Annotated in this window: 21 protein-coding genes; 1 reads left to right on the top strand and 20 read right to left on the bottom strand. The window is 41.8% G+C overall.

The annotated features are described in order from the left end of the window. Window positions 1–63: 63 nt before the first annotated feature. The 9 genes from B7717_RS03450 to B7717_RS03410 all read right to left on the bottom strand — a co-directional run bounded on the left by B7717_RS03450 (window position 64) and on the right by B7717_RS03410 (window position 12,425). Entirely contained in the window at window positions 64–561 is a 498-nt protein-coding gene (locus tag B7717_RS03450; RefSeq protein WP_084944197.1) for a GNAT family N-acetyltransferase, read from the bottom strand. Then, window positions 558–1,025: a GNAT family N-acetyltransferase gene (locus B7717_RS03445; RefSeq protein WP_084944196.1), complete on the bottom strand. Its 468-nt coding sequence runs from the start codon at window positions 1,023–1,025 to the stop codon at window positions 558–560. Before B7717_RS03445 ends, B7717_RS03450 begins: the two co-directional genes overlap by 4 nt. Window positions 1,026–1,034: 9 nt before the next feature. Then, window positions 1,035–2,369 (bottom strand): UDP-N-acetylmuramate--L-alanine ligase, encoded by a 1,335-nt coding sequence (murC, locus tag B7717_RS03440; protein WP_049484865.1) that lies wholly within the window; start codon window positions 2,367–2,369, stop codon window positions 1,035–1,037. 11 nt (window positions 2,370–2,380) lie between these two features. Continuing rightward, entirely contained in the window at window positions 2,381–2,992 is a 612-nt protein-coding gene (locus B7717_RS03435) for a cystathionine gamma-synthase (RefSeq protein WP_084855978.1), read from the bottom strand. Window positions 2,993–3,039: 47 nt separating this feature from the next. Then, a complete protein-coding gene (locus tag B7717_RS03430; protein WP_084944195.1) occupies window positions 3,040–6,135 on the bottom strand; it encodes a DEAD/DEAH box helicase in 3,096 nt (1,031 codons plus the stop codon). Window positions 6,136–6,227: 92 nt separating this feature from the next. Continuing rightward, window positions 6,228–7,394: a MalY/PatB family protein gene (locus B7717_RS03425; RefSeq protein WP_084944194.1), complete on the bottom strand. Its 1,167-nt coding sequence runs from the start codon at window positions 7,392–7,394 to the stop codon at window positions 6,228–6,230. 7 nt (window positions 7,395–7,401) lie between these two features. Further along, window positions 7,402–8,496: a cystathionine gamma-synthase gene (locus B7717_RS03420; RefSeq protein WP_084944193.1), complete on the bottom strand. Its 1,095-nt coding sequence runs from the start codon at window positions 8,494–8,496 to the stop codon at window positions 7,402–7,404. A gap of 145 nt (window positions 8,497–8,641) precedes the next feature. Next, complete coding sequence (locus B7717_RS03415) at window positions 8,642–10,600, bottom strand: peptide ABC transporter substrate-binding protein (RefSeq protein ID WP_084944192.1); 1,959 nt, start codon at window positions 10,598–10,600, stop codon at window positions 8,642–8,644. A 202-nt stretch (window positions 10,601–10,802) separates the two neighbouring features. Beyond that, complete coding sequence (locus B7717_RS03410) at window positions 10,803–12,425, bottom strand: putative polysaccharide biosynthesis protein (protein WP_084944191.1); 1,623 nt, start codon at window positions 12,423–12,425, stop codon at window positions 10,803–10,805. A 105-nt stretch (window positions 12,426–12,530) separates the two neighbouring features. Between B7717_RS03410 and B7717_RS03405 the strand changes: the two genes are divergently transcribed. Continuing rightward, window positions 12,531–13,976 carry a UDP-N-acetylmuramoyl-L-alanyl-D-glutamate--L-lysine ligase gene (locus B7717_RS03405; RefSeq protein WP_084944190.1) on the top strand — a complete coding sequence of 482 codons (1,446 nt, stop codon included), beginning with the start codon at window positions 12,531–12,533 and terminating at the stop codon, window positions 13,974–13,976. A 31-nt stretch (window positions 13,977–14,007) separates the two neighbouring features. On the opposite strand, the gene B7717_RS03400 is transcribed toward B7717_RS03405, so the two are convergent. The 11 genes from B7717_RS03400 to B7717_RS03350 form a co-directional block, all read right to left on the bottom strand. Next, window positions 14,008–14,208 (bottom strand): CsbD family protein, encoded by a 201-nt coding sequence (locus tag B7717_RS03400; protein WP_000051179.1) that lies wholly within the window; start codon window positions 14,206–14,208, stop codon window positions 14,008–14,010. A gap of 101 nt (window positions 14,209–14,309) precedes the next feature. Then, window positions 14,310–14,960: a DUF1803 domain-containing protein gene (locus tag B7717_RS03395; RefSeq protein WP_000614484.1), complete on the bottom strand. Its 651-nt coding sequence runs from the start codon at window positions 14,958–14,960 to the stop codon at window positions 14,310–14,312. Then, entirely contained in the window at window positions 14,944–15,456 is a 513-nt protein-coding gene (locus B7717_RS03390; protein WP_000892222.1) for a YiiX/YebB-like N1pC/P60 family cysteine hydrolase, read from the bottom strand. Before B7717_RS03390 ends, B7717_RS03395 begins: the two co-directional genes overlap by 17 nt. Before the next feature lie 122 nt (window positions 15,457–15,578). Then, a complete protein-coding gene (locus B7717_RS03385) occupies window positions 15,579–15,905 on the bottom strand; it encodes a DUF2568 domain-containing protein (protein WP_000985025.1) in 327 nt (108 codons plus the stop codon). Between the two features lie 53 nt (window positions 15,906–15,958). Further along, window positions 15,959–16,894 carry a manganese-dependent inorganic pyrophosphatase gene (locus B7717_RS03380; RefSeq protein WP_000036036.1) on the bottom strand — a complete coding sequence of 312 codons (936 nt, stop codon included), beginning with the start codon at window positions 16,892–16,894 and terminating at the stop codon, window positions 15,959–15,961. Window positions 16,895–16,979: 85 nt separating this feature from the next. Continuing rightward, window positions 16,980–17,264, bottom strand: coding sequence for a GIY-YIG nuclease family protein (locus B7717_RS03375; protein ID WP_000349631.1), 285 nt, complete (start codon window positions 17,262–17,264; stop codon window positions 16,980–16,982). Next, window positions 17,254–18,003: a tRNA1(Val) (adenine(37)-N6)-methyltransferase gene (locus B7717_RS03370; protein WP_084944189.1), complete on the bottom strand. Its 750-nt coding sequence runs from the start codon at window positions 18,001–18,003 to the stop codon at window positions 17,254–17,256. The genes B7717_RS03375 and B7717_RS03370 overlap by 11 nt, the downstream gene beginning before the upstream one ends. Window positions 18,004–18,056: 53 nt before the next feature. Beyond that, on the bottom strand, window positions 18,057–18,416 hold the full coding sequence (locus B7717_RS03365) for a S1 RNA-binding domain-containing protein (protein WP_000689619.1): 360 nt from the start codon (window positions 18,414–18,416) through the stop codon (window positions 18,057–18,059). A 1-nt stretch (window position 18,417) separates the two neighbouring features. Then, window positions 18,418–19,818 carry a bifunctional Cof-type HAD-IIB family hydrolase/peptidylprolyl isomerase gene (locus tag B7717_RS03360; RefSeq protein ID WP_084944188.1) on the bottom strand — a complete coding sequence of 467 codons (1,401 nt, stop codon included), beginning with the start codon at window positions 19,816–19,818 and terminating at the stop codon, window positions 18,418–18,420. Window positions 19,819–19,940: 122 nt separating this feature from the next. Further along, window positions 19,941–21,044 carry a glycosyl hydrolase family 8 gene (locus tag B7717_RS03355; RefSeq protein ID WP_084944187.1) on the bottom strand — a complete coding sequence of 368 codons (1,104 nt, stop codon included), beginning with the start codon at window positions 21,042–21,044 and terminating at the stop codon, window positions 19,941–19,943. Window positions 21,045–21,052: 8 nt separating this feature from the next. Beyond that, entirely contained in the window at window positions 21,053–22,363 is a 1,311-nt protein-coding gene (locus B7717_RS03350; RefSeq protein WP_084944186.1) for a glycosyltransferase family 2 protein, read from the bottom strand. Between the last annotated feature and the right edge of the window lie 120 nt (window positions 22,364–22,483).

Here is a 22,483-nt window from a genome sequence, read left to right as displayed (position 1 = left end):
TCCATAATATTATATCTTAAAAGTCGCAGAAAAGCAACCAACTAGGGCATTCCCTAGCTAGTTTTATTGATTTTCAGGCTGCCAGACCATATCATACCATGTTTCCCCAGCAAAGCTTGACTGGGATATTCCTTCATTAACAAAGCCGTGCTTTTCATAATAGGCGATAAGGTAATCATGACACGTCAGATTAATGCCCTCTCGCTCATGTTCTAAAGCGACTTCTTTCAAAGCCCTTAATAGTCTTTTCCCCACTCCCAAAGCTTGTGCTTCCTTGGCAATAGATAGGCAAGTCACAGAAATATAACCTCCAGGTTGATGGCTATAGTCTTTTATTTCTTCTGTAAAGGACTGATCATGTAGATGGCGGTGTGGGACGACTGGACCTTCGATATAACCAAGAATATGCCCCTCTTTTTCAGCTACCAGAAAACTGGTCTGAATTTCCTGCAAATGGGCCTCAAAGACCGAACGAGGAATGGCTTCCTCCAGTGAAAAATTCTCCAGCTCTATCTCTATAATCCGATCTAAATCCGAAAATCTTGCTTGTCTGATTTTCATATTTCCTCCTGATAAAAGGGATTTTCCCAAATCAGATACCATTCCGAAGAGCTTGCATACAGGGCTTCTGGCACTTCTTCCTCGACAAATCCATTCATTTCAAAATATGATAGTAGTTCATCAGGACTCTGCAAAAGAATACCTTGGTGATTTAGTTCGACTGTCACCTGTTTCAAGGCTGCAAGAAGAAGAGTTCCCAGACCCTGTCCCCAATGGTCAGGATGAATAGTCAATGATTTTACTTCTATCCATTTGGAATGAATAGACTGAGCTTCTCCCAAAACATAGCCTAGGAGCTGATTTTCATCCCCAGCTACAAGAAAGGTATCCGCAGTCTTGCGGATACTCTCTTCTAAAGATTGGCGGCTAAGTGACTCTTCTGATGAAGGATTGGCTTCTTCAATCGCCAACATTTCTTCTAAATCTGATAAGGTAGCTTGCCTTATAGTGATTGGAATTTCCATCTGTTTTCCTTATTGGACGTTGCTTGTCAAGTTAGACAAGAGACGTTCAAATGAATATTCATAGGTTTGGATGTCTCCTGCACCCATAAAGACGTAAACAGCATTGTCATGGTCTAGGAGTGGAGAGACATTTTCAACAGTGATAACCTGGTGTTTCTTGTTGATTTTATTGGCTAAGTCTTCTACTTTGACATCACCATGGTCCACTTCACGAGCTGATCCATAGATTTGCGCTAGGTAGACGGCGTCTGCTTGATTCAATGCATGGGCAAATTCGTCCAACAAGGCAATGGTTCTTGTAAAGGTATGCGGTTGGAAGACTGCCACGATTTCCTTGCTTGGGTATTTTTGACGAGCTGCATCCAAGGTCGCAATGATTTCTGTTGGATGGTGGGCAAAGTCATCGATGATTACCGTGTCATTAACGATTTTCTCAGTGAAACGACGCTTAACACCAGCAAAAGTTTTCAAGTGTTCACGGACCAAGTTCAAATCAAAACCTGCTGTGTAAAGAAGACCAATAACAGCTGTCGCATTCATGATATTGTGTCGACCAAAGGTTGGAATGTGGAATTGACCCAATTCTTGTCCACGGAAGTGAACGGTGAAGGTTGATCCAGTCGTAGAACGAAGGAGATCACTAGCTACAAAGTCATTATCCTCAGCTTCAAACCCATAGTAATAGATTGGCGCATTGGCTGTGATCTTACGCAACTCAGGATCTTCACCGTATACAAACAAACCTTTGGTAATTTGTTTGGCATAGTCGTTAAAGGCATTGAAAACATCCTCTAGACTGGTAAAGTAGTCTGGATGGTCAAAGTCAATGTTGGTGATGATAGAGTATTCTGGGTGATAAGGCATGAAGTGACGCTCGTATTCGTCTGATTCAAAGACGAAATATTTGGCATTAGCTGAACCACGACCTGTCCCGTCTCCAATCAAGAAGCTGGTGTCTGTGATGTGAGACAAGACGTGTGACAGCATACCTGTTGTTGAAGTTTTTCCATGAGCTCCTGCCACTCCCATGCTGACAAAGTCACGCATAAAGCTACCGAGGAATTCATGATAACGTTTGTAGCTAATGCCATTTTGATCTGCATAGGCTATTTCAACGTTGTTATCTGGACGGAAGGCATTCCCAGCGATAATCTCCACATCACCTTGTAGGTTCTTTTCATCAAAAGGAAGAATGGCAATCCCTGCCTGCTCTAGACCACGTTGAGTAAAGTAGTATTTTTCAACGTCTGAACCTTGAACCTTGTGTCCCATTTGGTGCAACATCAAGGCTAGGGCACTCATCCCTGATCCCTTGATTCCAATAAAATGATATGTTTTTGACATGCTTTTCTCCCCTACTCAGTAATTCTTGTCAGATTCAACTCTTGGGCAACCTGACGTTCCTGTTCCGTTTGCTTATTCTTTTTATTATAGATCTGACTCTTCTTTAGAAAATCATAGTTGTTCTTTTTAGCTTTTTCCGTTTGGGTTTTTGGAGTTGGATTCACCACTTGGCCAACCTCCTCAGCTAAGATATAGTGAGACTGGCTCAAGTTTTTACTAAATTTGGCAAACTCACCAGGATTTTCCTTTTGAAATGGTGCTGTTGGTTGGTTTCCTTGACGAACAAGTGTTGAACCATTGTGTCGTCTGGTATGACTAACATCCTGAGTCAAATACTTGGCTGAACGTTTCTTCTTCAAATCCGCACGCGCCTCTTCTCGAGCCAATTCAGCATACGTTTTTTCAACTTTTTTAGGTTCTGGTCTTGGCTTTGACTCCTTGTTAATCACTGGAGAAACTACAGTTTCTTCCTCATTGATAGGAGACCATTCCAAATAGTTCTTATCGCGGTAATCGCCTTTGATATTGCTAATAAAGTCTGACTCATCGTACAAGTCCATGACTGGCATTTTGGTCAGCATGATCTCATCATCTGACACCAATGGAAATCGATCTTGTTTCATTTTGTATTTCCTTTCAACACTTCATTATAGCGTATTGTCTTGATTTTTCAAGTGCTGGCTTCAGAAATTCCCAAAATTTCACGAATTTCTGCCAGACTGAGACTCGCACGCGACTCCGTACCATCTAAAACTTGGGAAACCAAATGTTTCTTTTGTTCTTGAAGTTCTTGGATCTTTTCTTCAATGGTTCCCTTGGTAATCAAACGATAGACCTCGACCATCTGCTCCTGCCCCATGCGGTGGGCTCGTCCGATAGCCTGGGCTTCGACAGCCGGATTCCACCAGAGGTCAACCAAAATAACTGTATCAGCTCCCGTTAGATTGAGACCAACACCACCCGCCTTAAGGGAGATGAGAAAGGCATCTCTCTCCCCTTGGTTAAAAGCCTTGGTCATCTCCTGTCTGTCATGAGCAGGAGTTGAACCTGTGATTTTGAAGGAGGTCAAGCCCAAGTCTGGGAGTTCTTGCTCGATTTTTTCCAACATTCCTTTGAACTGGGAGAAAATCAAGACCCGATGCCCACCATCAGCCACTTGTAGCAATAAATCTCGGAGACTATCGAGTTTACCACTGGCTCCTTGGTAATCGTCCATAAAGAGAGCTGGCGTATCGCAAATCTGGCGCAATCGCATGAGGCCAGATAAGATTTCTACCCGACTTCTTTGGAGTTCTTGATCTGTCACTTGGGCTAGACGGTCTCGCATCTGTTGCAACTGGGCGAGATAGATAGCCTTCTGCTGATCTTCCAGTTCATTTTTATAGACGACTTCGATCAGGTCAGGTAGTTCTGTAAGGACTTCTTCTTTCTTACGCCTCATGACAAAGGGCTTGATAAACTGCGCAACCCGGTCAGCCGGTAATTTCATAAACTCCTTCTTGTTAGGTAAGAGCCCTGGAAGCACAATTTGAAAGATAGACCACAACTCTCCCAAATGGTTTTCGATAGGCGTACCTGACAAAGCAAAAACTGCTGGCACCACAAACTGGCGCAAACTCTGAGCAATCTTGGTTTGGGCATTTTTCATAACCTGAGCTTCATCTAAGAAGAGAAAATCAAAAGCCATCTCTTGATAAAGCTCGCTGTCTTGACGAAAGGTGGCATAGCTAGTCACATAGATTTGGTGATTTTCAGAAAGAATCGCTTCTCGGTTCGCTTTCAAACCATGAACGACAGCCAAATCCAACTGTGGGGCAAATTTCCTGAATTCATCTGCCCAATTGTAGATCAAACCTGACGGAGCCAAAATCAAGACCCGACTTTCTTCGGTCACCTGACTGGTCAAAAAAGCGATGGTTTGCAGTGTTTTTCCCAGTCCCATATCATCTGCCAGGATGCCACCAAAGCCATAGTGATGAAGCATCTGGAGCCAACGAACACCCTTTTCCTGGTAGTCTCTTAAACTCGCCTGAACCCGTATATCTCCCAAAGGAAAATCCTCTGGATGAGTCAAATCATGAGCTAAATGCTGAAATTCTTCCGAGAAGGAGATCCTGTCCCGACCTTCAAAAAGCTGAGAAAGGCTATAAGTTAGGGATTTTCGCACTTGGAAAGAACCATCTTTTAGCTCAACCCCCAGTTCCTGCAAGTTTTGACGAATCTGCTTGGTTTCCTCATCAAAAAAGTACACTTGGTCAGAAGAACTGATATAGAAATCCTGATTGCTGGTCAGGGCTTTAAGAGCTTGATCAATCTCTTCTTGTGCAATCCCTTGGAAATCAAATTGAATTTCCAACAGTCCTCCCTTGGACTCAATCTGAACCTGAGGAGCTTGGACGCTGTAGAACTGATTCATCTCATCAGACAAGAAAACCTGACCTAATTTCTCAAAAGCTGGAATCGTATGGTGAAAGAAAGAATAAACTGCCTCTGGCTTCAAAGCCTGTCTCCAAGACTGAAAATCAGCCTCAAAACCAGCCCCTAAACAGACTTGAAATAGCTGATTTTCCAAGACGGCATAGCTTGAAAAAGGTAATTGTTCCAGCTGTTGACGACTAGTCACCTTAACATCTCCATAGTCAAACTGGATATCCAAACGGATGCGGCCGTCATCCTCCCTATCAAAGTAAAAGATTGGTGAAAAGGATCGTATTTGTAAGCGCTCAGGAGCAGAAACTGTTCCTAGCTGTCTAAACAAAGGCAGGCAGGCGGCCAGACGGTCACGATCACTGTTGTCAAACTGGAGGCATTTTCTCCCTCTTTCCTCCTGAGGGAGCTCTTTGATTTCCTTTAGGAGGCTGATTTGTTTAGGGTTTAAGAGATAAAGATTCCCCTTACGAAAGAGAACTGCCCCTCCATAGAATACGTTAACTCGGTCAGTCTCAGAAATTTCCATCTCAAAATAATCGGGATACTCCTGCACGGAAAAAGAGAAAATCTCTGCATCTGGATCTAAATCATGAAAGAGAAGATTTTCATAACTAGTAATCTGATGTTCGAAATGAAAATCTTCCAAGTTCATCAGCAACTCCACTCCCTGCTCAAAAAAGGTCAGAGGGAAAAAGAGGTGACGACCTTGATTGGGGAAAAAGAGGTCTTGACTCAGTCCCTCCTCAATTAAGCCACATAAAAAAGTAAGAACTTCTTGACTAGCTGTATCAAAAGCATCCCAAGACAAGTCATTTTCATAGTGCTTCCCAATCATATATGGCTTTCGATGGACTAAGACCTTCAAAAAGAGAGGGATGTCACGAATGACATAATATTTTTGACTATCAGCTAAACCGATTCGGAGAGTCCAAAGGAGGCGATTGGTTCCAGCTTCCACCTGGCCTTGAGACGACAAAGTGTAGATTTTCTCTCTCTTCTGAGGTTGGATACACTCCAAAAAACTACCGCCAAAACTAACCTTGGTTTCGACCTCTTCTTGCTCTTCATGTCCTTTTTCTAAGGCTTGTAAAATCACCTGGCCTTCTTCATCATTCTTCAGATAATGCTCGAGCGCTGCGAGGTGAACACAGTAACTTCTTTTTTGGAAAAAATCGCAAGCACAAAAAACCAGATCATCCTCTAAACTGTAGCGCAAGTCTTCTCCCGCCACACGAGTATAGAGGCGATTCCCTTTTTCCTTGATTATCTCAATGTTGCCTGTTTCATAGAGTGCAACCCCCTCCATGCGCAACTTTCCCGGAATCAATTTAGCCATAGTTACCCCTTTATCTTATCTTTTCATTATACCACATTTTCCCCTACGAAAATAGCCTTCTAGGAAGACTTTTCTCCTAGAAGGCTCGATTTTTAAAGTGTAGCAAAAGTGGTCACGATGCGTTGGCAAACCTCTTCCAGTACTGACTTCGGCATAGCCACATTGAGGCGGGCATGAAGAGTTCCCTCCTCTCCAAAGTCCAAACCTCGATTCAAGATAACCTTGGCTTCATTCTTCAAAAGCTCTTGCAAGCGGTCATCCGTTAGCTCATAGACTGAAAAATCAAGCCAGATCAAGTAGGTACCTTGTGGTTTCATGACCTTAATCTTGGTTTCGTTGCCCAAAATATCCACTACATAGTTAATGTGGTCCTCGATAACTTCTTTTAGTTCTCCTAACCAGTCCTTACCATAACGGTAGGCAGCTTCTGTCGCCAAATAACCCAAGCCTGAGATTTCATGTTGGTTATTGGCCAACTGGCGTTTTTGGAAAGCCACACGAAGCTTGGGATTTTCAATAACTGCATAGGAATTCTTGGTCCCAGCAATATTAAAGGTCTTAGTGGCACTACTCAAGATAAGGGCAAAGTCTTTAAAAGCGGGATCAATGGTATTGAATGACTGGTGTTTGCGACCAAAGAGAGCCAAATCTTGGTGAATCTCATCTGAAACCAACAAAACACCATGTTTTTGGCAGAGATGCCCAATCTTTTCTAACACTTCCTTTTCCCAAACACGTCCACCAGGATTGTGGGGATTGCAAAGGATATAAAGCTTCACATCCTCTTCTACCAATTGATTCTCCAACTGGTCAAAGTCAATCTCAAACAGCCCATCCTTTTCCACCAAAGAATTGGTAATCAATCTGCGATTGTTCAGTTTGACACTGCGTGCAAAGGGTGGATAGACCGGTGTGTTAATCAGGACAGCCTCTCCTTCTTTTGTAAAGGCTTGAATGGCTGTTGAAATAGCTGGTACCACTCCCTCAATAAAGACGAGGGCATCCTTATCAAAGTGATAGCCATGTTGTGTGGCTTCCCAGTCCTGAACCGACTGAATCAAAGCATCACTAGCATAAGTATAGCCATAGACCAACTGATCTGCGTAGGCTTGTACAGCTCGTCGAACCTCAGGCAAAACCACAAAGTCCATATCTGCTATCCAGGCTGGTAGAACTTCGCGATCAGCTTCTGATTCTTTCCATTTATAGGTATGGTGCCCAAAACGATTGGGCAGGCTTGTAAAATCATATTTTCCCATATCTATCTTATCCTTCCAAAGCTTGGCGCAAGTCCGCAATCAAATCTCTAGCATCTTCAATCCCAATGGATAAACGCAAGAGGTCATCTGTTAAGCCATAGGAATGGCGCACTTCTGCCGGAATATCCGCATGGGTTTGCGTCGTCGGATAGGTGATCAGACTCTCTACCCCACCCAAACTTTCTGCAAATGAGAAGACCTTGAGGCTATTTAAAATATGAGGAATACGTTTTTCATCCACTACTTTAAAGGAAATCATACCCCCACGTCCAGTATAGAGCACTTCCTTGACAGCAGGTGAATCCTTCAAAAAGGCAACCACTTCTTGGGCATTGGCTGTAGAACGCTCCATACGAAGAGGTAGAGTTTTAAGACCACGAATCAACTGATAACTATCAAATGGTGACAAGACCGCACCAGTCGTATTGAGATTGTAGAACAGTTGTTCATATAGTTCTAAACTATTAGTCACAACCACCCCAGCTAAAACATCATTGTGCCCTGCTAAGTACTTGGTGGCAGAATGAAGAACGATATCCGCACCATCTTCAATCGGACGTTGGTAAATCGGACTGTAGAAGGTATTGTCCACCACTACCTTGGCACCCTTGGCATGAGCTAGTTTGGCTAGTTTGGCAATATCAAATTCCAACATCAAGGGATTGGTTGGCGTTTCGATATAGAGAACATCCACATCATTTTCCAGCTCAGTAATCAACTCTGCTTCAGTATTGGCATAGGTAAAATGGAAACGACCTTCCTGCTCCATTTGGTTGAACCAACGGAAAGAACCACCATAAAGGTCTCGCACTGCCAAGACTTTACTTCCTACTGGAAAGACACTAAAGGCCAGTACAATCGCAGCCATACCTGAGCTCGTTGCTAGGGCATAGTCCGCTGATTCAATAGCCGCCAAAACCTCCTCCGCCTTACTACGAGTTGGGTTTTTAGTACGGGTATAGTCAAATCCAGTAGACTGGCCAAACTCTGGATGCTGATAAGTGGTTGAAAAATGAAGCGGTGTCACCAAGGCACCTGTCGCCTTATCCGACTTGATCCCAGCCTGGGCCAAAATTGTGTTGATGTGTAGTTCTTTGCTCATACAATACCTCCAAATCTATAGTAACTATTGTACCACTTATTTTCACTAACTTATTTTCTTGTTTTCAAGAGCTAGCTATAGTTTCAAACTATATAAAAACGATAGTTCCTTGAGAAACTATCGTTTTTCCTGTTGAATAGACTGGTTATTTAACGTGTTTTGCCAGTTCTTCTTGGGCTTTTTTATTTGATTCTTCTTTTTCTTTTAGCCATTTTTCTTTCGCTTTCTCATACTCATCAGCCGTTACAGTCTTATCTTGCAACTTGAGGTACTTGTATGATTCGACACCCTTATTTCCAGCTTGTGAGAATGGTGATGAGAATGGAACTGTCTTTCTCAAGGTCGGTGTTCCACCCTGAGAAACGTTTGGAATTGCAAGGGCGCTATCAACGAGCCAAGCTTGAATTTCAGCATATTTTTCATAACGTTTTGCTGGTTCTTGCTCCTTGTTCGCTTCTTCTAACATTTGAGTGTAAGTATCCAGACCAACTGCCTTAGCCTTGTCATTGACCTCACCTGGTTCTAGACCAATGTTTTGCAACATACCACCGTTATTGACATTTAAGATATCAAGATAACTTGATGGATCCAAGTAGTCCGCACTCCAACCGCCATTATAGATATCAAAGTCTTTTTGAGCTGCAGTTTGAGCTAGGTAGCTAGAGTTGTCAAAGTCATCTGTTGATAGCTGTTGGATATCGATAACCACATTCTCAGCTCCTAGAACAGATTCGATGGATTGTTTCAAAGAACTTGCTTCAAGTACACCTTTTTTAGCTGATTGGTCTACAGATACATCCAAGTGGATTGGGAATTGCACACCCTTAGCTTCCAATTCTTTCTTAGCTTCTGCAAATTTAGCTTTAGCCTTGTCAGGATTGTAGTATGGATCTTGTGCATCTGCAAAGTTGATTCCTTGCCATTCTTGGCCATATTTGACCATCTTTTCTGAAACAACATCGCCAAAGTCTTTTCCGTTGATACTTACAAATGTTGGAGGTACAACCAAGTTACGAATAATCTTTGTTGCTCCGTCCTCCCCTTGAGATTGTGCTCCATAGGCTGTACGGTTATAAGCATAGTTGAAGGCTTGACGGAAGTTTTTATTCAGAACTGCTTCTTGGGTTGATTTCTTTTCGATATCAGAGGACTTAGACGTGAAGTTATAAGATTTTCTGTCCAAGTTGAAGTTCAAGTAATAAGAAGTTGCATTTTGCATACTATAGATGATGTTATCCTTGTTCTTCTCTTTAATGCCTTCAAAGCTTGAGCTATTTGGATAGAGACGCGCATAGCTGTATACTCCTTCTACAAAGTTACGTGCTAGGGCATCTTGGTCACTACCATCATAATAGGCCAATTTCACATCATCCACAAAGACATTTTTTTCATCCCAGTAGTTAGGATTTTTCTTGAATTCGATAACAGATTTTGAAACAAACGATTTCATCAAGAAAGGTCCATTGTACAAAATACTAGAAGGGTCTACCTTACCAAAGTCATCCCCTTTTGATTTTAAGAAATCTGCATTGACAGGGAAGAGAATGGTTGAAGTTGTTTTAGAATTCCAATAAGATTCTGGACGTGTCAAAGTGTACTGAACTGTTTGGTCGTCAATCGCCTTAACACCGACAGTTGAAAAGTCAGTTGTTTTCCCGTTGATATAGTCATCCAAACCTGCTACAGAGTCTTGAACAAGGTACAAGGCTTCGGATTTTTTATCAGCAGCATATTTCAAACCTGTCACAAAGTCTTGGGCCGTTACAGGGGCGTATTCTTCACCCTCATAAGTATACCATTTTGCATCCTTACGCAATTTGTAAGTATAGGTCAAACCGTCCTGAGAAACAGTCCAATCCTCTGCCAATGATGGAACATAGTTACCGTATTGGTCATTTTCCATCAACCCATCCACCAAATTGGTCACGATGTCATTGGTTGTTGCACGGTTTTCTGCAAGATAGTTCAAACTAGATGGATCGCTCGAATAAACATAGTTGTATGTTTTAGTAGCGCTACTTGAATTTCCACATGCGCTCAGTAAGATACCTGCGCTTAACACGACACTTGCAAGTGTCAGATACTTGGCCTTAGACTTTTTCATTTCCAGAACCTCCTATTTAAAAGTTTTGTCTTATTATACAGCTTTGGTTTTATTTAGTCAAGTAATTTCTAAAGAAAAACTTAAAAAAGCATATTTTTTGCTCTTGATTTTAGAAAAAGTTCTCTTTTTTTAAGAAAAATGTAGTATAAAAACCTTTCTGTTAAAGAAAGGTTAAATTCATTACTTTTATTTATAAATCTTTTTACGATATTTTCAATCGTGTACGTAGTCGGTCTGCTTGAGCTTTGCCGATTATCTTGTCCAAGAGTCGTGTCCGTAGGCTCATCAAACCATAAAGACCTCCTCCAAGCCCTCCGATGAGAGCCACATAAAGGAAACTCCAGAAACGTCCACTTGGTTGGAAGACAAAACCGAGTAGCCACTGCAAGAAGCCAACTAGGATAAACATGACGAGGGTCAAGATGGTAATCAAAATGGTTCTCTTCAAGATAATCTTTCGACGAGCACCCGTTACCTGGCAGATGTCTCGGTACATCAGGACATTCGGAATAATCAAGCCGATAGTCGTTGAAATCAAGGGACCGTAGCTATGGAAAATAGCAATGGTTGGCAATTGCAAGACGATCTTGGCAATGGAACCATAGATGAAGTAAAGAACTGCCTTGCGGTTTCGGAACATGGCCTGAAGCATAGGAGACAAGACCATATACAAGCCTAGGATAGTAGACTGCAAAACTGCAAAGACAAACAAGCCCATGGCCAGACTATCTGGCTTACCGTAAAAGACTGTATAAAGAGGCTCCCCTACCATGACCACTCCAACCGTTGCAGGTAGTAGAAATAAGAAGAGCATGGTAAGGCTATCTTGGACTAGGCGAGCCGCCGCTGGCAAGTCACCTTTCACATAGTTTTCAGTCAACAGCGGCAAGCCGACACTCCCAATCGAAACTCCCACAGAGATTAAAATCATGGTAATTTTATTAGGATTGGCAGAGAAATAAGAAAACATGACAACCAAGTCTTCATTGCTGTAGTTGGTAAACCACTTCATACTATTGATAAAGGTCATCTGGTCTAAAATCTGGAAGAGCTGGATGGCTGATCCTGTCAGGATAAAGGGAATGGCTTCCTTGATGGTATCGACTAAGAGTCGCTTACTATTGATTTTATCCCGTGTTTCAAAGACTCTTTTGAGCAAACCTTCTTGGACAAGGAAGTAGATCAAAACTGCAAAACTTGCTACCATCCCCACAAAGGCCGCAAAGGTCGATTGGGTAACGGCTGATAGGTAGTCACCAGAACCCATCTTCATAATGAAGAAGGTTGCCATCAACATCCAGATGACACGAATCACCTGCTCGGCGATTTGACTCATAGCATAGGGTTTCAGGTTATTCATCCCTTGGAAGAATCCTCGGATGACACTCATAGATGGGAAAATCAAGACTGCCCAAGCTAAGCTCTGCATGATGGGAATCAGGTCTTTCCCCACACCTGACAAATCTGCTAACCAGGGAGAAAAGAGATACAAGACCAAAGCAAAGACTAAGCCCAAGCCCGTCATAAAGCTTAGGAAACTCCGAATCAAGGCAAAGCTATGCTCTTCTTCTCGCATGGTATTGTACTTAGCTACTTGTTTGGCAACCGCAACAGGTATACCTGCTGTTGAAATCAGCAAGAACCAAGCATAAATATTGTATCCCATAGTAAAGAGTCCATTCGCCTTAGCGGCATAAGTCCCCATCCAGATATACCAGGGAATAATATAGATAGCACCAAGGAGGCGACTAATAAAGTTACTAGCTGTTAGCCAAGCAGTCCCTCGCAACATCTGGGCTTGCTGGTGATTGTTTTCGTTAGACATAGCTTCCTCATTCAATTTTGATAACTAGGAAAAGTTCCTTATCTTCCATTATAAACTTTTCCTTGTTACTTGTAAAATTCGGGCTTGAAGTTTATAATAGAAAGTATGATTAAGATTGAAACCGTATTAGATATTTTAAAGAAAGATGGCCTTTTTCGTGAGATTATTGACCAAGGACATTACCACTACAACTGCAGTGAACTTATTTTTGATAGTATCAGTTACGACAGCAGAAAAGTAAAAGAAGGAACTCTTTTTTTTGCCAAAGGCGCTGCCTTTAAAAAAGAATACCTCCTATCCGCTATAACGCAAGGATTAGCTTGGTATGTCGCAGAAAAGGACTACGAAGTCGGTATCCCCGTCATCATTGTGAACGATATCAAAAAAGCCATGAGTTTGATTGCTATGGAATTTTATGGCAATCCACAAGAAAAACTCAAAATTCTCGCTTTCACAGGGACAAAAGGAAAGACGACAGCTGCTTACTTTGCTTACCACATCCTATCTCAACGCTACCCAACAGCTCTCTTGTCAACTATGAACACAACTCTGGATGGTGAGACCTTCTTTAAATCTTCCTTCTCAACACCTGAAAATATCGATCTTTTCGACATGATGGCTCAGGCTGTTAAGAACGGAAGAACCCATCTTGTAATGGAAGTCTCTAGCCAAGCCTATCTTGTTCATCGAGTCTATGGTCTGACCTTTGATGTAGGTGTCTTTCTTAACATCACTCCTGACCATATCGGTCCGATTGAGCATCCTAGCTTTGAAGATTACTTCTACCACAAACGTCTCTTGATGAAAAATAGCCGAGCAGTTGTCATTAACAGCGACATGGACCACTTTTCTGTCTTGAAAGAACAAGTGGAACATCAAGAACATGACTTCTATGGTAGCCAGTCAAGTAACCAAATCGAGAACTCCAAAGCCTTTAGCTTTTCAGCTACAGGTAAACTCGCTGGTGATTATGATATCCAACTCATCGGTCACTTCAATCAAGAAAATGCAGTCGCTGCAGGACTTGCCTGCCTTCGTCTAGGTGCTAGTTTGGAGGACATCAAAAAAGGGATCGCTGCAACCCGGGTCCCTGGACGTATGGAAGTCCTCACACAGAAAAATGGAGCCAAGGTCTTCATCGACTACGCCCACAACGGGGACAGTCTGAAGAAACTCATCAATGTGGTTGAAACCCATCAAACTGGAAAAATCGCTCTGGTTCTCGGTTCGACTGGAAACAAGGGTGAGAGTCGTCGCAAAGACTTTGGACTCCTTCTCAATCAACATCCTGAGATTCAAGTCTTTCTGACTGCTGATGACCCCAACTATGAAGATCCAATGGCCATTGCTGAAGAAATCAGCAGCTATATCAGTCATCCTGTTGAAAAGATTGCCGATCGTGAACAAGCCATCAAGGCGGCCATGGCCATCACAAATCAAGAACTCGATGCCGTGATTATTGCTGGTAAGGGAGCTGATTGCTACCAGATCGTCAATGGAGTGAAAGAAGACTATCCCGGAGACGCAGCTATCGCAGAACGTTATCTATAAAAAAATCAAGGGAAACATTCCCTTGATTTTTTTAATCTTCTTTCTTAAATGAATTTTTAAGACCTTCAACGGCACCTTCTACAGCGCCTTTAGCATCTTCAACAACTTCTTTTGCTTTGGCAACTGTTTTTTCTACAGTACCTTCTGCTTCTGTCTTGCTATCGCCAGTAACTTTACCAAATCCTTCTTTGATAGCACCAGTTGCTTGATCCAATTTATTTTCAAGTGACATAGCTCTGTCTCCTTTGCTTTTAATACGATAATCGTTATCGCTTACATTCAGTTTATGCTTATTCTTTAGTAAAGTCAAACAATCTGCTCAAAATGAAGCAATTAAGGTAAATAGAAAGTCAATCGTTCCTTGTCAAAGTCAACAGCCAACTCATACTTCCCTTCTTCGTTTTGCACAACATAGCCCAAGACGACTAGACTCTCAACGAAGATATCACGGCGTTTCTGTATCAGCTGGTCTTTTTTGAGAAACTTCAGTAAAAAGGTCGTCATATACTTGAGGGCATACTCAGGATTGACATCTCCCAAAATGGCATAGAGTTCCTGCTGCTTTTCTGTCAAAGGATATTGATTCTTGACCTTGTAGAAATAATTAGACAGGGTCATCTTTTCTCTAGCAAAATCTGTAGATTCGACTAAAATGGCAGCATTGGTTTGATTGCGCAATTCTGTCTCAAAAGTCTTCTCTAACAGAGCATGATAAACTGGACTGTCCTCTCTGATAAAAATTTCTTGGTCAAGGGTTAGATTGTCTATCGATTCTAGAAAAGAGAGATTGAGAAAATAGCGTTTGTTGTCCCTTCGGATCAAACCGGCCTTAATATACTCTTCCATGAGTTTATCAACTGCTACATCTGGAAACTGGGCCTTGATTTCTCGAAGGATCACATCGTCATGCTGGTCCAGATAGTCCACCAAATCTATAAAAAATGGCTGCCGAGTCAAACGAGAGGGATTAAAAATCTGAATCATGAAGATTCCTTTCTTTACATTCTAAAAGAGGGGATGCTGCTAGTTGACTAGGATTGGTCCCTGGCTGATTCAGAGGCACAGGAAATTTGAGTTTCCTGTAATATTCCCTCCAAAAATCACTAATCTCCTGCTCCCCATCACCAAATTTCATGGGAATAGTTTCAAAAATCGGTAGGATTTCAGCGATATACTGGGAGCAATAAAAGCCATTCCCATCCGGATAAAAAGAGGCATTATAGGGTGCACCCAAATGTTTGCTAGCTCTCTCCTTTACCAAGTCAGCTTCCAGCTCTGGATAGACATAAAGATCGTAGAGATGAGTTGGTTCAAAAAAATCAGCTGGTTCTTGACAAATGACACCAGCTTGCCCACTAGCATGGTAGATGAAACCGTCCAAAAAAATGGCTACATGACTATAGTTACCGGTAGAAGCCAGGATGGCCTGCCCCATATCTGAAAGGTCCTTCACAAAAATCAAATCACCATTTTCTAACATCTTTCTCTCCTAGAAAAAAAGGAGCCGAAACCCCTTTAGCTATATGGAAAACACTGTTTTCTCGTGTCAATCTCCAGTCAAATAATTACCATTTAAATAATTCATTAAATATATTATAAGAATCACTCTAGCTGAAAATAATAAAGCAGACCCAAACTTCCAAAAGACAGAGCTAAGTATAGGATTCCTATTTGCAATCCATACAAATGCCAAAAACTACCACTAACTAAAATAAAAATCGATGTCTCAGCAACGAGGCGATGCCATTTTTTAAAAGCATGTGGAGATTTTGGTGCCATATATCGCGCCCAAAATAAGATTAATAGAACTGCTAGAAGAAAAAATAGGAATTTTTCCAGCCAAGAAATTTGTATCACAGACACGGAGAAAAGACCAAGGATTGCCACAACCTCAACCAAAAAGCGCAGTCCTTCAATCAATCGCATCATGCTATCACCTTCTATAAATAGTCAAATTAACAGTTCCAAATATTCATTAAGAATTACCCATTAAAGCTTTCAGTCAACTGAGGCACCACTTGTTTCTTACGTGAAACAGCACCTGGAAGGAAAGCGTGGTTGTTTTCAAGTTTGAAGTTGAAGGCAGCTTCCACCTTGTCCATGTTTGATCCAAGAGCCAAAATTTCTGAGTTTGAGTTGACGATGTCTGTAATCATCAAGACAAAGTCTGAGTAGCCGTTTGCTGCATTAGCCGCTTGCATTGCTGCTTCGATTTCAGCTTGGCGTTCCAAGACTTCAGCAATATCAACAGTATTGACTTGGGCAACACGAACCTTATTTCCATTGAGTTCAAAGGTCTTAGCATCGATATCAATCAATTCTTCAGCAGATTTACTAGCCAAGTTTGTACCAGCTTTCAACATAGCAAGACCGTACTCTTCCAAGTTGACGCCTGCTAATTCAGCCAATTCAGGCGCAATGACTTTATCAGATGGGTGAGTTGTTGGAGATTTCAAAAGAAGAGTATCTGAAATCAAACCTGAAAGCATCAAACCTGCGATTTCTTTAGGAACAGCTACACCATGCTCTTTGAACATGCGATAAACGATAGAAGACGCTGATCCAACTGGTTCCAAACGCATGTAAAGTGGGCTGGCAGTTTCAAAATTAGCCACACGGTGGTGATCCACAACTCCGTAAACTTCTACTTCAGCGATATCTGACACTGACTGTTGGAATTCATTGTGGTCAGTCAAGATGACTTGCTCTGCACCTTCTGCTTTAGCAGATGTGATGACGCGTGGTGCTTCTACACCAAAATAGTTCAAAACGAAGGCTGTTTCTTCATTAGGAGTTCCAAGTGCTACTGCTTCTGTGTCCAATCCATAAGCCTCTTTTGCAAGGTAAGCAAAGGCTACAGATGACCCGATGGCATCTGAGTCTGGATTTTGGTGACCAAATACTAGAATCTTAGACATGATAATACCTCTTTAAATTTATTCATCTTATTGTAGCACTTTTTTCCTCTTTTGACAAAAGTAAGAGGAGCCAAAAGACTCCTCCTTAGACATCAATATGGTTGACTAGATTTTTCTCTTGATTTTCAGATAAAAATCGTTCTTTCTGAGGACGTTTCTTTCGTTTGAGGAGAGCCTCGGCAGACATGGCTTCTTCCTTACTGGCAAAACCCTCTACATAGATGAGTTTGACTGGCAAGCGAGCTCGGGTATACTTGGCTCCCTTACCACTATTATGAACGGCAAGGCGCCTCTTCACATCCGTTGTATAGCCCGTATAGTAAGAACCGTCGCGACACTCCACCACATACATATAGGCCTTATGATCCATAGTAAATCTCTTGAATTTCTGGTGTATAAGAACCATCATCATTGTGAACGATGAGTGGTGGCAAGACCTTAAAGCCACTGGTCGATCCATCCTTGATAGCTTCGATTAAGAGCATATTAGCCTCCTTCTCACGTTTAGGATAGACAAATTGCAGGCGCTTGGGTGCTAAATTATGGCGTTGAAGCATGTCTAAGATATCCAAGAGCCGATCTGGACGATGAACCATGGCCAAACGGCCATTAGACTTGAGAATACTCTGAGCACTACGGCAAATTTCTTTTAGGTTAGTCGTAATTTCGTGTCTGGCCAGAAGGTAATGTTCACTCTCGTTCAGATTGGAATGCGGATCCACCTTAAAATAAGGCGGATTGCACAAAATCATATCCACCTTACTTCCCTGAATGTGGGCAGGCATATTTTTCAAATCATCACAGATGACCTGCATCTGCTCTTCCAAGCCATTCAACTGAACCGAACGCTCTGCCATATCCGCCAAGCGCTCCTGAATCTCTACAGATATTATCCGCGCCTGAGTACGTGAACTAGCAAAAAGTCCCACTGCACCATTTCCAGCACAAAAGTCCACAATTAAACCCCGTTTAGGGAAGCGAGGAAAGCGTGATAAAAGAACACTATCCACCGAATAGCTAAACACCTCTCTATTTTGGATGATTTTGATATCTGTCGAAATGAGCTGATTGATTCGCTCTCCTGGTTTTAATAATTGTTCTTCTTTCATACTTTTATTATATCAAATTATGTTAATAGCACAAATAATTTAGATAGTCGTATTTATGGCTTCTTCTTTAAATGCTCCAATGCTTCACGCGTCCAAACAGGCATCATTCGTCCAAGTGGTGCAAAACCGTGCTTGATCCGATCATTTGAAAAACGTCTCCGTCTTGGCAATTGATGTTTTTCCTCTTCCAAAGTACGGATAGAAAGACTAGCCTTCCCAGTGTATTCGTCAAAATCCACCACCTGAACTTGGACTTCATCGCCAATTTTTAAAATGTCATAGATATTTTCAATAAATCCCGTCCGAATCTCCGAGATGTGAATCAGCCCTGTCACCCCTGTCTCTAACTCAACAAAGGCACCATAGGGCTGAATTCCTGTAATACGCCCAGTTAGCTTATCACCAATTTTCATTCTAGTCCTCAATTTCAATCGTTTCAATTACTACATCTTCAACTGGTTTATCCATTGCACCAGTCTCAACAGCTGCAATGGCATCCAAGACCGCAAACGATTCTGCGTCTACCAATTGCCCAAAAACAGTATGGCGGCGGTCAAGGTGAGGAGTTCCACCTTGTTCTGCATAGATCTCAGCGATTGGTTCAGGCCAGCCACCACGCGCAATCTCTTTCTTAGAATATGGCAAATGTTGGTTTTGCACGATAAAGAACTGGCTACCATTGGTATTTGGACCCGCATTGGCCATAGAAAGGGCTCCACGGATATTATAAAGTTCTTCAGAAAATTCATCTTCAAAAGAGTCACCATAGATTGACTCACCACCCATACCAGTACCAGTTGGGTCTCCACCTTGGATCATAAAGTCCTTGATAATACGATGGAAAATCACACCATCATAGTAACCGTCTTTTGACAGAGCAACAAAGTTGGCCACTGTTTTAGGAGCATGTTCAGGGAAGAGCTTGATACGCAAGTCTCCGTGATTGGTCTTAATGGTCGCAAGAGGACCTTCTACTGTTTCAATGTCTACTTGTGGGAAATGCAATTCTTTTTCTACCATACCAAATCCTTCTAAGGCATCAAAAATGCCATCTTCTTCTACTGTTTTTGTAATATAATCTGCTTTTTCTTTGATTTTATCATGGGAAACACCCATAGCAATACTGATTCCAGCATAATCAAAGAGTTCCAAGTCATTGAGACCATCCCCAAAGACCATAACATTCTCTGGTTTCAAGCCTAAATGGTCCACCACCGTGGCTACACCTGTGGCTTTGGATCCTGAAATAGGCACGATATCAGATGAATGTTCATGCCAACGCACCATGCGAAGTTTACCTGAGAGACTATCTGGTAGGTGCAAGTCATCCCCCTTATCCTCAAAGGTCCACATCTGGTATATATCTGCTTTTTCATGAAAGTCAGAATCCACACCCAGGTTCGGATAAATCGGGTCAATAGCCTCACTGATCAGTTCTGTTCGCGTGGAGAGTTTAGCAGAATGACTTCCAACTAAACCATACTCAATTCCCTCTTCCTTCGTCCAAGAAATGTACTCCTCAACATCTGACTTGTCAATCTGATGTTGATAAATGACCTGACCTTTTTTATCTTCTATATAGGCCCCATTTAGGGTTACAAAAAAGTCAGGTTTGAGCTCTCGAATCTCTGGAACGACACCGAAAATACCACGACCAGAGGCAATTCCTGTTAAAATTCCTTTTTCACGTAACTGTTTAAAGACAGTGGGAATTGTAGCTGGAATAAAACCTGTCTTTGACGTACGCAAGGTATCATCAATATCAAAAAAGACGATTTTAATCTTTTTTGCCTTGTATTTTAATTTCGCATCCATCTCTCTACCTCTTTTCCATCACTCTTTCCATTATACCATAAAGCTGATGAAATTCCCTTTATGAAAAAAGATGAAAATCCTATCAAAAAGAGAGCCAGAAAAACTAGCCCTCTCTTTTCATCCTAGAACATCTCTAGAGCAATCATGGTAATCATCGTTGCATCATAGTAGTTGTCCGAAGGTAAATCTTGTGTGAAAATGTATTTATTTTGCTGAAGAAGTTTCAGATAGCCTTCTCCCTTGTCAGACGCGTAGGTAATCGGTGCCAAGAAACTACCTGCCTGGTATTGATTGAGGGCCGTTCCATTCAAGTCATAGCCAGCATAAATGCGTTGCTCTTTCATAAAGAAATCCATCATCTTTTGAACGAGTTTTTGGCTTCTTTCATCCTGGCTCTGTGACAAGTGATAAGGCAAACGGCAAGCGTTATAAGAGTACGCCCCATCGTATTGAGATTCGATAGTGTTGGCATCAACAAGACGTGCCCCTGACTTCTCAGCCCAGATAAAGTCTGGCAAGAGACCCGTATCAGAATGAGAACTGATTTGCTCCAATTGCCCAAGCATCTTATCCTTAACATCTAACCACTGTTTGTTTCCAGTCAGGTCATAGAAAGACTGGAAATAGTGAGGAAGAGTATCAGATGTCCGCATCAAGTAATAATAATCAGAATCCTTGTTTGCCCAGTTTCCTACTGTTAAAACACCTGTCTCTTCATTGTAGTTGTACTTAAGGATATCATCCAAGATTTTTTTAGCTTGCTCTTGGTATTCCTGCGCCTTATCTGGCCACTGTTTGGCAGCTTCAATTAAAGAATAAGCGATATAGAGATCTCCATCAGTTGCATTTTGTTTCTCGACCGTTTCGCTATCATTTTTGATCACTTGCTTCCAAGACATCAACTGCGTTCCCTCAATACGATGATTTTGATAATAGCGATAAAGACTCTCATAATCTGCTTGACTTGCTTGCCCTTTTTGGGCTGCTAAAACCGTTATGAGCATGCCGTAACTTTGGGCTTCAGATAGAACTGTTGTTCCCTCCGAATCACTCGTCGTACGAACATAAGACTGATCGCCTTTTGTAACGAGAAACTGTTGGCTCCATTGGCTGTAAATTCGATTACGCATCTCAATTTTAGTCCTTCCTCTTGCTAAAAACAAGGCTAAACAAAAGATAGAAAGGATGAGCACAAACCAGACATATTTTAATTTATTCGTTTTCATAGAACCTCCTATCCTGCAAATCGTTTGGTTTTAACCCACTTGGTTTCTTTTCGTCGGAGTACTTTATCCAGCACGATTGAAGAAATGGAATCAATGGAAACAACGATAAACATCTGTGCATAAGTGAAATAGGCAGCCAAAGCCAACCAGATTTGTTTAGTCGTCGCTTGTCCAAACTGACTTGCCAATGCTGTCATAATTTGCATCAAATAAAGACCAATCATGAGTATCCAGTTGAAGAGCATAAGCTGGGCGATGTAGATATTGTCCGCATCAAAAGCGAACGGAACCCTGACATCTGGGAAGAAAAGATTAAGGCAGATCGCTAGCACATTCGCTAGGAAAATCAAATCCGATAGGACAATGGCAAAGTTAAACCAAAAGAAGACACATGAATAGTTAAAGACCTCTAGTTTGACACGCCAGTTTGCTCTGTCAAATAAATGCTTAAAGTTTGAGAGAACAACTTCGTAGTTTCCTTTAGCCCAACGTTTCCGCTGCATATAGTAACTCTTTAAGGTCTCAGGTTCTTGTTGGAAAGCCTCTGAATTATAGGCAAGGGCAATCAATTTACCACTCTGCATGATTTTGAAGGAAATATCGGTATCCTCAGTTAAGGCACCATTTTTCCAACCACCGATACTCTTTACAAAGTCGGTTTGAATGATAAAGTTGGTTCCTGGGATACGCCCAATTTTAAAGAGATGCCACATCCCAACGTGGTGCACGCGCTGAGTAACAACGATCTCTTGGTTGATACAACGAGTCAAGAAATTTTGGTTGGCGTTTCGAGTCTTGTTGCGGCCAAAAGATGCCACATGACGTTCTGGATCCTTCATAACTTCTTTGACAAGGAAATAAAGAGCATTTTTTTCAGGCATGGCATCTGCATCATAAACACAGATGTATTCGCCTGTTGCCATCTCCAAAGCATCGTTTAGAACGCCCGCTTTTCCTCCCGTACCAGTACGGTCGATAATGGTTAGATTTCTTCCTGCATATTCAGGCATGGCTTGTACAGACAAACATTCTGCATAGGTGTTATCCGAACAGTTATCCGCAAACAAGAGCAACTCCACACGGTCGTGAGGATAGTTCATATCCAAGATAGCTTTTGCCGTTTGGGCAATAACCACATCCTCATTATGGGCAGGAACAACAATCGTTACCTTAGGATAATAAGGTAGAGGCGAAGTGTCTACACGAAAATCACTGTGTTTAAACCAAAAGTGTACTGCCGAAAAGAGAATTACCAAGCCCCATGCTAGAGAAATCCAAATTGTAAGCAAGGTAAAAATCATTAACATTTGACTAATCATGATTCACCGCCTTAAAATTTTTGTTTACTCGATGGTAAAGAATATTGTATGCAATAAATAGTATGATAAAACAAATGCCAAAGGCGAGACTGAGTCCCAAAGCAATACCAAAAAATAGTT

This window comes from Streptococcus oralis subsp. oralis, assembly GCF_002096495.1.
GTDB classification, from domain to species: Bacteria; Bacillota; Bacilli; order Lactobacillales; family Streptococcaceae; genus Streptococcus; species Streptococcus oralis_CU.
The sequence above is the reverse complement of the archived record's forward strand: the minus strand, read 5'-3'. Positions and strand labels throughout refer to the sequence as shown.